Origin of the sequence: Scatolibacter rhodanostii (assembly GCF_900197595.1) — a bacterium.
Lineage (GTDB): Bacteria > Bacillota > Clostridia > Oscillospirales > Acutalibacteraceae > Scatolibacter > Scatolibacter rhodanostii.
Genome location: NZ_FZLO01000007.1, coordinates 1 through 13115, shown reverse-complemented (window position 1 = coordinate 13115; position 13115 = coordinate 1). Strand labels below are relative to the sequence as shown.

10 protein-coding genes and 4 tRNA genes are annotated in these 13115 nt (G+C 41.6%); all 14 read right to left on the bottom strand.

The annotated features are described in order from the left end of the window. Window positions 1-9 precede the first annotated feature (9 nt). The gene (locus CS931_RS11760; RefSeq protein ID WP_099206083.1) at window positions 10-501 is read right to left on the bottom strand and encodes a GNAT family N-acetyltransferase; all 492 of its coding nucleotides are present in this window, start codon (window positions 499-501) and stop codon (window positions 10-12) included. A gap of 14 nt (window positions 502-515) precedes the next feature. Continuing rightward, window positions 516-1892, bottom strand: coding sequence for an adenylosuccinate lyase (purB, locus tag CS931_RS11755; protein WP_099206082.1), 1377 nt, complete (start codon window positions 1890-1892; stop codon window positions 516-518). Window positions 1893-1907: 15 nt separating this feature from the next. Continuing rightward, window positions 1908-3263, bottom strand: coding sequence for an MmgE/PrpD family protein (locus tag CS931_RS11750; protein ID WP_159459829.1), 1356 nt, complete (start codon window positions 3261-3263; stop codon window positions 1908-1910). Between the two features lie 4 nt (window positions 3264-3267). Next, a complete protein-coding gene (locus tag CS931_RS11745; protein ID WP_370738194.1) occupies window positions 3268-4173 on the bottom strand; it encodes an ABC transporter ATP-binding protein in 906 nt (301 codons plus the stop codon). A gap of 40 nt (window positions 4174-4213) precedes the next feature. Next, a complete protein-coding gene (locus tag CS931_RS11740; RefSeq protein WP_099206079.1) occupies window positions 4214-5278 on the bottom strand; it encodes an ABC transporter ATP-binding protein in 1065 nt (354 codons plus the stop codon). Between the two features lie 65 nt (window positions 5279-5343). Beyond that, the gene (locus CS931_RS11735; RefSeq protein WP_099206078.1) at window positions 5344-6906 is read right to left on the bottom strand and encodes an ABC transporter substrate-binding protein; all 1563 of its coding nucleotides are present in this window, start codon (window positions 6904-6906) and stop codon (window positions 5344-5346) included. Between the two features lie 39 nt (window positions 6907-6945). Continuing rightward, window positions 6946-8826: an alpha/beta hydrolase family protein gene (locus tag CS931_RS11730; RefSeq protein ID WP_099206077.1), complete on the bottom strand. Its 1881-nt coding sequence runs from the start codon at window positions 8824-8826 to the stop codon at window positions 6946-6948. A gap of 36 nt (window positions 8827-8862) precedes the next feature. Further along, on the bottom strand, window positions 8863-9750 hold the full coding sequence (locus tag CS931_RS11725; protein WP_099206076.1) for an ABC transporter permease: 888 nt from the start codon (window positions 9748-9750) through the stop codon (window positions 8863-8865). Window positions 9751-9760: 10 nt separating this feature from the next. Next, a complete protein-coding gene (gene nikB / locus CS931_RS11720) occupies window positions 9761-10693 on the bottom strand; it encodes a nickel ABC transporter permease (protein ID WP_099206075.1) in 933 nt (310 codons plus the stop codon). A 4-nt stretch (window positions 10694-10697) separates the two neighbouring features. After that, window positions 10698-12002 (bottom strand): M20 metallopeptidase family protein, encoded by a 1305-nt coding sequence (locus CS931_RS11715; RefSeq protein ID WP_099206074.1) that lies wholly within the window; start codon window positions 12000-12002, stop codon window positions 10698-10700. Window positions 12003-12572: 570 nt separating this feature from the next. After that, a tRNA-Ile gene (locus CS931_RS11710) sits at window positions 12573-12649 on the bottom strand. 38 nt (window positions 12650-12687) lie between these two features. Then, window positions 12688-12763 (bottom strand) — tRNA-Asn (locus CS931_RS11705). 13 nt (window positions 12764-12776) lie between these two features. Further along, window positions 12777-12851: transfer RNA gene (locus tag CS931_RS11700), tRNA-Glu, on the bottom strand. A gap of 41 nt (window positions 12852-12892) precedes the next feature. Then, a tRNA-Lys gene (locus CS931_RS11695) sits at window positions 12893-12968 on the bottom strand. Between the last annotated feature and the right edge of the window lie 147 nt (window positions 12969-13115).

Genomic DNA, 13115 nt, shown 5'->3' with positions numbered 1-13115 from the left:
CTTAATTGACTATTCAGCCAATTCTTTTTTCATAAAAACAGTGTGATGTTTCTTTCCATTCAGCTGAACCGTCTTTGTTACTTTAAACCCCATACTTTCATACATTTCAACTAGCCAAGGGTGTTCCTCTGCTGTTCCCAAAGTATAAAAAGGTGTTTTCAGCTGTTTTTTGAGCACTTTTTCTTCTAGCTCTGCCAAAAGCTGTTTGGCATATCCTTTTCCCTGAAAAGCAGGGTCTGTCACAAACCAGCCAATATGCGGAACCTTATCAGGTCCGGGCAAAGGCCCCCACGGCATACGCAGGGTAATTGCTGACACAAGCTGTCCGTCCGCAAAAAAACCGTAAACTGGATGTGCCGCAAACCATGTCAAAGCCTGTTTTTTTGGAGCATCGATTGCCTCAAAAGAAATATTCATACCTTGAAGCGGCACATATCCTTTATGCAAAACATCATACCAACTGTCCGCATCTTCTTCTGTTAATATGCGAAATTCGTTCATTGTTCTCGCTCTCCTTAGCCATTGTCCTGCGCTGTTAAATATCCTTTTTTCGTCAACGCCTGAATTACTTCATCAACCTTTTGCTCGGCAAGTCCAGTATATTTTTCAGGCACTAGCCAGCTTTCTACGGTTTCTCTATCAAAATATTCGGCAATTTCGCTTTGCTCTAAAAGAACCTCACCAAAGCTGCGTTTTTCTTCATAGGATTTCATTGAAGCCTCATAAACGACATGATGAGCCGTCTGTTTGCCAAGCTTTTCGCCCACTTCAAACATAACTTTTTCAGATAGAAGCAAGCCATACTGCAAGTTGAGATTCTCATACATCTTTTCTTTATTGACAGTAATTCCGTCTAAAATGGCTTTGAGTGCAACCAACTGGTACGAAACATAGGTGTTCATCTCTGGCAGAGCAATCCACTCTAAACGCCAAGCCATAGCGTCACGCTCATGCTCCATATGAGCTGATTGATAAATCAAACCTACACTTTGCAGAACCGCTGGTGTTAAGCTGGCAAGTCCTTCAATTGCGGCTGGGTTACGCTTGTGCGGCATGGTGGAAGAACCAATTTTACCTTTGGTAAACTGTTCTTCAATCTCACCAATTTCAGTGCGCATTAAATTATAAAATTCATTTCCGGTTTTACCCATCGTGGCAGAAATGGAAGCCAACACAGAGGCATATTCTGCAAATCGGTCACGTGCTGACTGCCAGCAAATGTTCGGTGCATGCAAGCCAAGATATTCCATCGTCTTTTTTTCTACTTCACTGCCTAAAGGACCAAAAGAAGCGTATGTTCCCACTGCACCGCTCATACTGCCCGTAAAAACACGATCTTTGAGCTGTTCCAAACGCTCACGGTGACGGCCAAATTCGTCAAGCCAAACCGCAAGCTTATAGCCAAAGGTAATCGGCAAAGCATGCATGGCGTGAGTACGTCCCACCATGGGAACAGACTGATATTTTTTCGCCATTTTAGCCAGTGTCACAATCACTGTATTAACATCTTCCGTAATATAATTATAGGCTTTCTTTAGCTGCAGCATCATACCTGTGTCCACAATGTCCTGCGTGGTAGCGCCATAATGCACAAATTCCCCTGCATTCCCTGATTGTACCTGTAGGGCAGAAATGGTTGCCATAAGAGAGTGTTTTGAAGCCGCCGCTGCCGCTGCAATTTCTTCGATATTATACAATTCCACGTCCGAAGCCGCCACAATTTTTTCTGCTGCTTCTTTGGAGATTAGTCCTAAATCTGCTTCTGCTTTTGCTAAAGCGGCTTCTACTTGTAACTGCGCACTCATGCGAGCTTTATCATCCCAAACCAAACGCATTTTTTCGGTGCCAAAATTATTTTTGAGCATTGTTAAATCCATTACATGTGAACCCATCGTGATTCCCCTTTTCTATCTATTCATCTGCTCGCCGCTGATTTTCACCAGTAACTCGTCAATTGTTGTTTTTTCTAAATTCATAACCGCTGAAACCAACCTACTTCTTTGTGCTTCGTCAGGCACTGAAAAAGCCAGCTTTTCCATTTCATCTGCCAATGAAAGAGGATTTTGTGGAGAACCCTTCGGACAGCTGACTGATTCAATGTCACACGAACCGTCTTGGCAAAATACCTTAACCTGCGTATAAGGTTGACAGTTTGAGTCTTCTATCTGAAAACGGGTGATTCTTTTCAAATCCTCTTGTATTTCTTTCCTTAAAGGTTTGGTTGAAAAGTTCTCTATGCTGTAGGGAATTCCCAGTAAACCAAGCCATATGATGTATTCAGGCGAAAATCTTCCCTCTTCTGCGGTTTTCGGATTTCTCGCATAAAGAGCCGAATCTTTGCCCGCAAAAAAGCCAATCTCAATTTTCTTGATATCCTGCTTTTTATAGGTACGCCGGCTTCTCAGTGCCAAAGCCGCATCTGCTGCAGGCAAAGCCGCTGAACAAAAGGGATATTTTTTCAACCAAAGTCCGGGATTGCTGATTTTCCAGCTCTTCTCCCATTCTTTTTTGAACGGTGCTTCATACCTCTCTCGAAGCTTTTCTTCTATAGCGACCGCTGCTCCGTAAACTTCAAAAAAACCAAACTTCTTGAACAAAGCCTCTTTTTCACCATTCAGTCCCGCCTGAATTAAACGAACTGCTTCGAGTGCGTTTCTGGCGGCAAAACCGATGTGCATAGCTTTGACAGAACTTCCAAACTGAGCACGAAGTCCCGCTGACTGCGTTGCTGCCGCCCCCATTGCCTGTGCTGTCTGTTCAGCATTCAACTCAAATAAACGAGATAAAGCAGCGGCAGCTCCCACCGTGCCAAGCGTGAATGTATTGTGCCAGCCTTTTAGATAATGCTCAGGGTTTAATGCTTCGCCCAATCTTGCCATGACTTCTACACCAATGATGTAGGCGGCCAGAAATATTTCTCCCGAAGTCTGCGGTGTTGCTGCCGCCAAAAGAGCCGATAAAATAACTGCTCCCGGGTGTCCTCTAACATCACCATGTACATCGTCAATATCCAATAAATGGGCACGAAAACCATTGCAAACTGCTCTTGTACTTTCTGTCTGCTCGGTTTGTAAAGCTGTGCAAATCCCATCTTTCAGTTTCACACCATAAACGGATTGCAATATCTTTAGTTCTTCTTCATTTTGCGCCATCAAAGAGGAGGCAATATAATCCAGCAAACCAATTTTTGCCGCTTCTACAGCAGAAACATCTGTGAGTGGGTTTGACCCTACCACTTGTTTTGCTATTGCTAAGGTATGCATAAACTCAATATCCTCCGCTTTCATCGCACAATACAAAATGATCTGCTGAAACCTCTCTAAGCTCCAAGTTTCTGCCCTCCCATGTTTGAGGAGTATAGGCAATCGCCTGTCGCTTTCTTTCCACCAATGGCTCGGGTACTGGTATGGTTGAAAGCAAGCTTTTTGTATAAGGGTGAAGGGGGTTTTCATACAGCTCTTCGGATGTCGCCAGCTCAACCAGCTTGCCCCGATACATCACCCCAATGCGGCGGCTAATGTATTTTACCATGGATAAATCATGGGCAATGAACAAATAACTCAATTTTTTGATGCTTTGCAGTTCTTTCAGCAGGTTAACAATCTGTGCTTGCACTGAAACATCTAGTGATGAAATCGGCTCGTCACACACAATCAATTCAGGTGTTACAGCAAGCGCCCTGGCGATGCCAATTCTTTGTCGTTGTCCGCCCGAAAACTCATGAGGATAACGATCTATATACGATTTTTCTAGGCCCACCAGTTCCAAAAGTTCAGTGATTTTTTCTCGCTTTTCTTCACGATTTTTGACTAGTGAAAAAACTTCCATGCTTTCACCGACAATATTTTCTACCGTCAACTTGGGATTAAGTGAAGAATAGGGGTCTTGAAAAATCATTTGAATAGATTTGCGATAGGCCGCTTTTTGTTCCTTAGTTTTTAAGTTGAAAATCGATTTCCCTCTTAATTGAATATCACCATGTGTTGGCTTTTGCAGTTGCAAAATAGCTTTTCCTGTTGTCGATTTTCCGCAGCCAGACTCTCCCACCAAGCCGAAAGTTTCGCCCTCTTCAATATGAAAGCTCAAATCATCTACTGCCTTGAGCGGTTTTGCTGTATATCGGTTATACACATGGGATAAATGTTCCACGGTCAATATGGCTTGGCTCATGATAAAGTCCTTTCTCTCTTTCACATTAGCAAACATTCTTTTTCTACAAAGTAGAGCTGCCCAGTGATTTCATCTGTAATAAATTTTGATAAATTTTGTGTCGCCTTGCAATTTCAGGCGGCGGTTCTACTTTAGGCGCTCCCGCTGATAAGAGCCAAGTGGCTGCTTTATGCGTATCTGTCACCTCAAATAAAGGCGGTTCTTCCTGCGCATCTCTATCTAAAGCATAGTAATTGCGAGGAGCAAACGGATCCCCGACAATTTTTCTTATCAAATTGGGCGGAGAGCCGGGAATGGTGAAAAGTTGTTCTTGCGAAGTTTTGGTGGTCGGCATAGCTTCTAATAGTCCCCAAGTATAAGGGTGCTGAGGATTGTAGAAAACCTCTTCGGCTGTACCGATTTCGACCACTTTGCCGGCATACATAACCGCCACACGGTCAGCAATGTTCGCCACAACGCCTAAATCGTGGGTTATAAACAGAATAGCCGTGCCTGTTTTCTCTTGAATTTCTTTCAGTAAATCTAAAATTTGTGCCTGAATAGTCGTATCAAGTGCTGTGGTACATTCATCTGCAATCAAAACTTTGGGTTCGCATGCCAACGTGATAGCAATGCCTAAGCGTTGGCGCTGACCACCTGAAAATTGATAGGGAAATTTTCGCAAACAAGTTTCAGGGTCTGGCATGCCAACTAAATTCAGCAGTTCTAAGGCTCTCTCTCTGGCCGATTCTCTATCTGTCATGCTGTGATTATGAATTGCTTCTGTAATCTGTGCTTCAATGCGCATACTGGGATTCAATGCTGTCATGGGGTCTTGAAAAATCATGCCAATCGATTTTCCCCTGAATTTTCTCCACTGCTTCGCATTTTTCTGATAGATATCTTCTCCTTGAAAAAGAATTGTACCGCTCGTTACTGCTGCATTTTCGGGAAGAAGTCCAATTATACTTTTGCTCGTAACCGATTTTCCTGAGCCGGATTCTCCCACCAAAGCCAGTGTTTCACCTTGCTTCAAATCAAATGAAACTCCTCGGATAATCTCAACTTTCCCGTTTTTTGTGTCAAATGTAATTTTCAAGTCTTGAACAGATAGCAACGGTTGCTCCATATTACTATGCTTCCTTTCTAAGACAAGAGAGTCTTATCAACCCTCTTGTCTTATCCTTGTCTATTTTATTCGCTGAAAATAATCTGAGAAAGATTAGGCTGTTGCGTGGATGCAAATTCAAAGTTTGTAATTTTATTGGTATAAGCATAGCTGACTTTTGAGAAGACAACTGGAATTGAGTAATAGCTATTCCAGCAATATTCTTGCAGTTCTTTGTAAATCTCTTTACGCTTTGCATCGTCTGATTCAGCACGGCCTTTTGCCATTAACTCGTCAATGTGCGCATCGTTGGCATTCAAAGCGCCCTTATAGCCAGACTGCCAGTTCGCAAGAGCATGGTCTGGGTCACCGGTAGAGGTTGTAAAGTTACTTCTGCCAAAACGGGTTATACCTGCTGCATTGTTGTCTTTATACGTTGCTTGGTCAAGTGGCGTGATAGTAACATTAATACCTACCGCTGCCCACATTTGCTGTGCAATTTCAAGAGCTGCTTGTGTCACAGCGCTTTCACCAAAGGTAATTTCCGTACTAAATCCATTTGGATAGCCAGCTTCTGCCAAAAGTTTTTTTGCTTCCTCAACATCTTGTTTGATTGGTCCGATAGAGACATGGCCATACACCTTGTCGCTAAAAACTGAATCTGCAGGTACCCCTAATTCTCCCCAAACTGTTTTGACAATAGCCGGAATATCCAATGCCAAAGACATGGCTTTACGTACTTTTATATCAGAAAATTCTTCAGCTGTCATGCTGAGAAGCCATAGTTCATGAGTAAAACTGGTTCCTACCTCTGTTACAAGGTTAGGGTTATTTTTAATACGGTCATAGTCTGCAGGGTTTGTATCAAATAAGAAATCTACGCCACCTGACTCAAGTTCCATAGAGCGAACACTGGCATCAGGAATAATTCTGGCAATCAAGGTTTTATAGGTGGCTTTATCGCCCCAATAGTCATCAAATTTTTCTAAAATAATACGGTCACCGGATTCCCATTTAGAAAGCTTAAACGGACCTGTTCCAATTGGCTCTAAGCCAAAACCATCAAGGCCTTTTTCTTCTGCCGCTTTCTTAGACACAATTGATCCTCTTGTTGTGGCAAGATAAGACAAAGCGCCTGCAAAAGGTTCTTTTGTTTTAACATCAACTGTATAATCGTCCACTACCGCTGTTGCTTCACCGTCAAATCCCTTAAAGATTGAAGCGGAAAGTGGAATTTCAGTTGCTCTTTGAATGCTGTATCGTACATCTTCCGCTGTCATCTTTTCACCATTATGGAAAAGAACATCTTGACGCAGTTTGAATCGAATCGTGGTATCATCAATTTGTTCCCATGATTCTGCCAAAGAAGGAAGGAAATTACCCTCTTCATCTCTTTCAACTAACGTGTTAAACATTTGCTCTTGCACTTGGTAAGCCGACACAACACCCACATTCTGTGGGTCAAGTGAGCCGGGTTCGTTCGCAATCGCTACAACCAGCTGATCTCTGGCATTTTTGGTTACGGTAGAGGTCGCTGAAACTTCTGAACCGGACGATGATGCCTCACTTTTTTGCGGCTGGGTACTGCTGCAAGCAGTAAGCACCGTAGTCGCTGCCAGTATGAGTGCTAGAATCTTTAATTTCTTCATAAAATCTCCTCTTTCATTTCTCCATAAAAGCTTTTTGCTTTAGATGTTTAAATAGTTTGAAAACCAATTTCGTATCTCTCTGCTGTGTTTGAGTCTGGCCCTCGGTTTTCCGGATACTGCCAAAGCATGACTTTCTCCCTTAAACAAAATCAGCTTAGCTTGAACAGCATTGAGTTTTAGTGCCGTATACATCTGTATTGCTTCTGAAACGGGACATCGAAAATCCCCCTCAGCGTGTATAAAAAGTGTTGGTGTCTGACATCGGTCTGCATAGGCAAGAGGCGATGCTTTCCAAAATTCTTTGGTATCTGCCCACACTCGATTATCTATACTAACCAGTGGATATCGAAAACCCGTGTCACTCCCCATTTGCTTACTGATTCGATTACTGATACTGCGTATTGAAACCGCACACGCAAATCGGTTGGTTTGGGTAATCAGCCAATTTGTAAGATATCCACCATACGAACCCCCTATTAGTCCGATTCTTTTCTCATCAATCTGTGGATATTGTTTAATGGCTAAATCAAGTGAATTTAAAATGTCTTTGGTGTCAACCACCGCATTTTTGCCAATGATATTCGCAAAGTCGTTGTCTTGCCCATCGCTTCCTCTCGGGTTGCAGAAAATTACAAAATATCCCCTTTCGGCCCAAAGCTGAAAATCCATTATCAAAACATCTTTTCCGTAGGCCATTTTATGTCCCCCATGAATGGAGACGATAGCAGGATATTTTTTATTTTCTTCTAGGCTTTGAGGCGGCATTACAAAATAATCAATCACTTGATTATTGGTTTTAAAAAAGTATTCGCTGGCTCTGACAGGATTGAATTCCTGATAAAAGTCATGGTGAAAATTCGAAATTTGCTGACGTTTGCCGTTGTGATACCAATACAGCTCATCTAGTTGATGGTCATGAGCGCCCACTGTCAGCACACTGCCATCTGAAAATACAGCAAAATCATCGATGACACCATTTTCATGAATTACTTCTGTAATTTTCCCGTCCAGCGTGATTTTCTTTATACACACGTCGCCTCGCACGGTAGACAAAAACCAAATACCATCTTTTGCATGGACAAATTTTTGCGTCGTACCTTTCCAGTCTCGAACTACGGTGTGAGTGGCACTCGCTTCATTTTTATTTATAAGCCTTAGTTTGTTTTCGTGATTCAGACAATAGAAATAAGGGTTTTGATTCTGCCCATATTGTTTCATGTCTGACGCCGCCAAAATGATATCTTCTCCCACTGCTTGAATCGTATCAATGCGGTACTCGCCATCCGGTATGAGGGTCTGAATTTCGTCCAAACCGTTTTTACTCGTCAATCGGTAAAGACCGCTATGCAAAAAATCCACTCTTTCGATTTGCCGTTCATATCCTGTGAAATAAACATCTTCGCCTTTTAGCAAAACATCTTTTATATGAAAATTTTCAGGAACCAGTCTTTTCCATTCCTTTGAAACATGGTTATGTTGCCATAGAGAACGAAAGCTTTGAATATATCCTTTTCCGTCTGCTAAAAAAGGGAGGCTCTGGGTTGTATAGAAATCTTCGTCCTGCGGAATGCTTTCTTCTAAAATAAACAAAGTTTTCTGTGCACCTGTCAAAATCACTTTATCAATCTTCGCAGGTGAATCAAAAAGATTTTCTTCTCTGCTATTAATAGCAAGCTGTGTGTAACCTTGTTTTTGTTTCACAAGCAGTGTTTGCTCTGACAGCCACCAAATTTGAGGTTGTTCTATTGTATATTCTGAAAGAATGGGATTCCAACTGCCCACTTCATATAGAATCAGTGAAAAAACATAACTGTTCTTTTGAATGTCTGCTTTCTTTAGAACCACAGCCAATATTTTTTCATCAGGAGAAAGAAATGTTCCACTGACAATGCTCTCCTCAATCCATCTTTCATCTGTCATACAATCACCTCATTTCCTATAATTTTTTTCATGATTCTATTTTTCTTTAGGATCAAGCGCATCTCTCAAACCATCACCCAATAAATTGAGTGCACAAACAGTCAGCATAATCGCCATGCCGGGAAAAGTTACAATCCACCATGCGTTCTGAATATACGCTCTGCCTGCTGAAATCATACTGCCCCATTCTGCTGCCGGAGGCTGTACCCCCAAACCAATGAAACTAAGACTTGCGGCTGTCAAAATTGCACCTGCCATACCCGCTGATGCTTGAATGACAATGGGAGCAAGAATATTGGGCAAAATGTGTCTTCTAATAATCCTTAAAGGACCTGCGCCACTCACAATTGCCGCATCAATAAAATCAAGTCCTCTCACATCCAATACACTGGCTCTGACAATTCTTGCATAAATGGGAATAGAACTCACTCCTACAGCAATCATCGCATTGACAAGACCGGGTCCCATAGCAGCAGAGAGTGAAACGGCCAGCAGCAAACCCGGAATCGACTGCATGATATCAACAATACTCATGATAACACGGTCTACCGCACTGCCCCACCAAGCAGCGGTGATACCGGCAATAGTTCCAACTGAACAACCAATTCCCACTGAAATCAAACCAATAATCAGTGAAATTCTAGCTCCATAAACTACACGGCTAAAAACGTCCCTGCCAAAGTTGTCTGTGCCAAACCAATGTTGCGAAGAAGGCGGAGCAAAGACATTGTTTAAATCTTGTACTTCAAATGAATGGGGAGCAATCTGGGGAGCAAAAACGGCTATAACGGCAAATAACACCATAATGATCATACCGCCAACCGCTAATCTATTTTTAAGAAAGCGTTGAATAACACCGTCTTTGTTATATTCTGTCTGTGAAGCAGTCTCCAGTAGACCTTTGGCATAAGGTACTCTTTCCATTGTTTCCCCCTTATTTGCGGCGCAGCTGTTCTTTAATCTGCGGATTGATATATGTGTACAAGATATCTACTGCCAAGTTGATGACGCAGTAGGAAATAGAAATCAAAAATACGCTTGCTTGCACTACAGGATAATCTCTTGCCTTAATGGCATCTACAATCAGCTTTCCGAGTCCGGGCAAAGCAAAGATAGATTCAGCAATGACAGAACCACTGAGTGCATTGCCAAAACGCAATCCCAATACCGTTACAATCGGGATTAAAGCATTTTTTAAGGCATGACGGGTAATTACCCAAAACTCTTTAGTACCTTTGGCTCTTGCTGTCATGATGTAGTCATTTTTGAGTGTATCCAACATACTTGCCCTTGTGATACGCAAAATTGTTGACGCCATATGAATACCAATCGTAAAGGATGGTAAAATCCAATATTGCCAGCCATAAGAACCACTGGCCGGCAGCCATCGAAGCTGCAAGGAGAATAAGATAATCAATAAGATTGCCTGCCAAAACTGCGGCATAGAAACACCAAAAAGGCCAATGATTCGGGATAGATTATCTATTAATTTATTTTGATAAATGGCTGATAGTACACCGAGTGGTATAGCGATAATTACAGCTACCAATGTACTTAAAAGTGCTAACTTTATGGTTGTTGGAAATCTTGATAAAATGTCTTGCGTGACAGGACGCCCCGTCACATAAGATACACCTAAATCACCTTTCAGCGCATTGCCGATAAATCGTCCATACTGTTCAATGTAAGAATCGTTTAATCCCAATTCATCTTGCAGTTTTAGAATTTGCTCTTCCGTCGCTTCATCTCCCAAAATCATTCTGGCCGGATCACCGGGAGTGAAATAAAGTAAAGTGAAAATCAGTACCGAAACACCAAAGAATACCACAACCATAGAGAGCAGTCGTTTTAGAATATATTTCGCCATAAATTCAAAGCCTTTCTGATTCTTGATTGTCATATCGTTTCGGCACAGGACGATTTGTCTTTTGCAAAAAGTCATCTGCTGTACCGGCAAATGGTTTGAACTCTTGAGGGTATTTCCTTTCTTGCGCTAAATAAACCAAAGCCACTTCACAATGCAGCGCCGCTCCTATTATCAAAGCCTCTTCGTCCATATCAAACTGAGGCTGATGAACCGATGCAGTAATACCCTTTTCTTCATTTCGCACGCCGAGGCGTAAAAAAGCAGACGGATAAAAAGCGGAAAGAGTAGCAAAACTTTCTGATCCCAAACTAACAGGAACTTCTACCACATGGTCTTTTCCAACCAAATTCTCTACTGCTTCTTTCGCTATATCTACTGCAGAGGATTCATTAAATACTGAAAAACTGGGGCCTGTAAATTCTACAAAATCAGCTCTACAGCCATAGGCAGCGCTAATATTTTCAATCATCTTTTTCATTTTTTCTTTAAAAATCATTCCAGAATTCCAATCATGAAAACGAACAGTTCCTAAAAAAGTAAGTGATTCCGGTACGATATTTCTCTTATTGCCAGCATGAACGCTTCCGATATTATAGGTCAGAGGGCTGTCTGGGGCAACATATTTCATTCGCAAATCTTTGAGTGCGTTACCAATTGCCAAAAAACAATCAATCGGGTTGTTAGCTGTGTCCGGCCGAGAACCGTGTCCTGTTTTTCCCGCCAAGGTGATTTCGAAGTTTACATTTCCAGAATTTAAGATACCCTTGCGAAAGCCGATTGTTCCTACCGGCAATGCCGTATCCACATGCAAACCATAGCAAGCATCTATTTGAATCTTTCTTTTCTGAATTTCCTTCATGACATAATAAATGCAGTTCCCGCCTTCTTCTCCTCGTTCAAACAGGAAATAAATCCGCCCTGCAAAGTCTGTTTCTCTTTTGAGAATTTTTGCTGCCGTTAGCAACATAGCAGTATGAGCATCGTGCCCACAAGCATGAGAAATTCCATCTTTCAAGCTAACACAAGTTTTAGGATATAATTCATTTTGTTTGGATTCTAGGATAGGGAGTGCGTCGCAGTCGGCTCTCAATAAGACATGTTGACCGCTTTGCTTGCCATCAAGCCAAGCTAAAACGCCGCCATCCAAAATGTTAGCATACAAAATATCTTCATTTTCTAACTCTTTACAAATATACGCTACTGTCTCAAACTCTCTTGAAGTGAGCTCAGGATTTTCGTGCAAGTGCCTCCTTTGTAAAAGTGTATAAGAATATTCTTTTTTTGCCTCTTCTAGCCACCTCGACATCATTACCCCCCTTAATAACTCATATTAAACCTATAATATTAATATGAAATGGATTATACCACAGCTTTTCAATGATGTCAACGCATTTACCGCTTACTCATTTCTACTATAAACGACAAAAAATGCCCCATTTCTTACCATTAAGCTTATAATTCCTAGTTTACCTATCTGATTTTGTTAAAATTGTTAAAGTTTTTGTTCTTGACAACCATAATTTAGGTCATTTAATAAAAAAATTTTGTTTGTCCCTAAAAAAACAATAAATAGAGGTTTAAAATATTTTTTATGGCAAAAAGTAATTAATGTTTACTTTCTGTGCATAGTTAATCTTGCCTAAAAGTTTGGTGCAACTATTGTTATACTAAAACAAGCCATACAGTCTTCAAGTAATAGAAGCTGTATGGCTTGTTAATATTTTAATTTAAAATATAAGTTATTAAGTTTAATATCATATAAATAGTTTGGTTCCTAAAAATCACCTGATAAGGCGGTTTATCAAAAAATCATGCAAAAAACGTGTACAGATAAAAAAGAACCGCCTAAACACTATGTTTAGGCGGTTCTTTTTTTGTTTGGTGGACCCTCGGGGACTCGAACCCAGGACCGACCGGTTATGAGCCGGTTGCTCTAACCAACTGAGCTAAGGGTCCAAAAAAAAAGCCGCCGCTTAAAAACGACGGCCATATTATGGCTCCCCAAGTTGGACTCGAACCAACGACCCTGCGGTTAACAGCCGCATGCTCTACCAACTGAGCTATTGAGGAATATCTAACTATTTGGTGACTCGTGGGGGAATCGAACCCCCGTTACCGGCGTGAGAGGCCAGTGTCTTAACCGCTTGACCAACGAGCCAAGTCTTAATATAAAAAAGGCTCTTAGCCAGAAAATCAGTTTGGTGCACCATCAGGGATTCGAACCCGGGACACCCTGATTAAGAGTCAGGTGCTCTACCAACTGAGCTAATGGTGCATAATATTTTGCACTTAATAATATACACCCTGAAAACTGAATAAAGGAGCAAAGAAAAGAAAGGGAAAAGAAATCCAATAAAGGGATTATGGTCAAGCCCTCGACCTATTAGTACTGCCAAGCTAAACACATTGCTGTGCTTACACA

What these genes read in the sequence shown, in the direction of transcription:
- CS931_RS11750 (WP_159459829.1), bottom strand. Translation starts at nt 3,263, where the DNA reads ATGCATACCTTAGCAATAGCAAAACAAGTGGTAGGGTCAAACCCACTC.
- nikB (WP_099206075.1), bottom strand. Translation starts at nt 10,693, where the DNA reads ATGGCGAAATATATTCTAAAACGACTGCTCTCTATGGTTGTGGTATTC.
- purB (WP_099206082.1), bottom strand. Translation starts at nt 1,892, where the DNA reads ATGGGTTCACATGTAATGGATTTAACAATGCTCAAAAATAATTTTGGC.
- CS931_RS11740 (WP_099206079.1), bottom strand. Translation starts at nt 5,278, where the DNA reads ATGGAGCAACCGTTGCTATCTGTTCAAGACTTGAAAATTACATTTGAC.
- CS931_RS11730 (WP_099206077.1), bottom strand. Translation starts at nt 8,826, where the DNA reads ATGACAGATGAAAGATGGATTGAGGAGAGCATTGTCAGTGGAACATTT.
- CS931_RS11715 (WP_099206074.1), bottom strand. Translation starts at nt 12,002, where the DNA reads ATGATGTCGAGGTGGCTAGAAGAGGCAAAAAAAGAATATTCTTATACA.
- CS931_RS11760 (WP_099206083.1), bottom strand. Translation starts at nt 501, where the DNA reads ATGAACGAATTTCGCATATTAACAGAAGAAGATGCGGACAGTTGGTAT.
- CS931_RS11735 (WP_099206078.1), bottom strand. Translation starts at nt 6,906, where the DNA reads ATGAAGAAATTAAAGATTCTAGCACTCATACTGGCAGCGACTACGGTG.
- CS931_RS11725 (WP_099206076.1), bottom strand. Translation starts at nt 9,750, where the DNA reads ATGGAAAGAGTACCTTATGCCAAAGGTCTACTGGAGACTGCTTCACAG.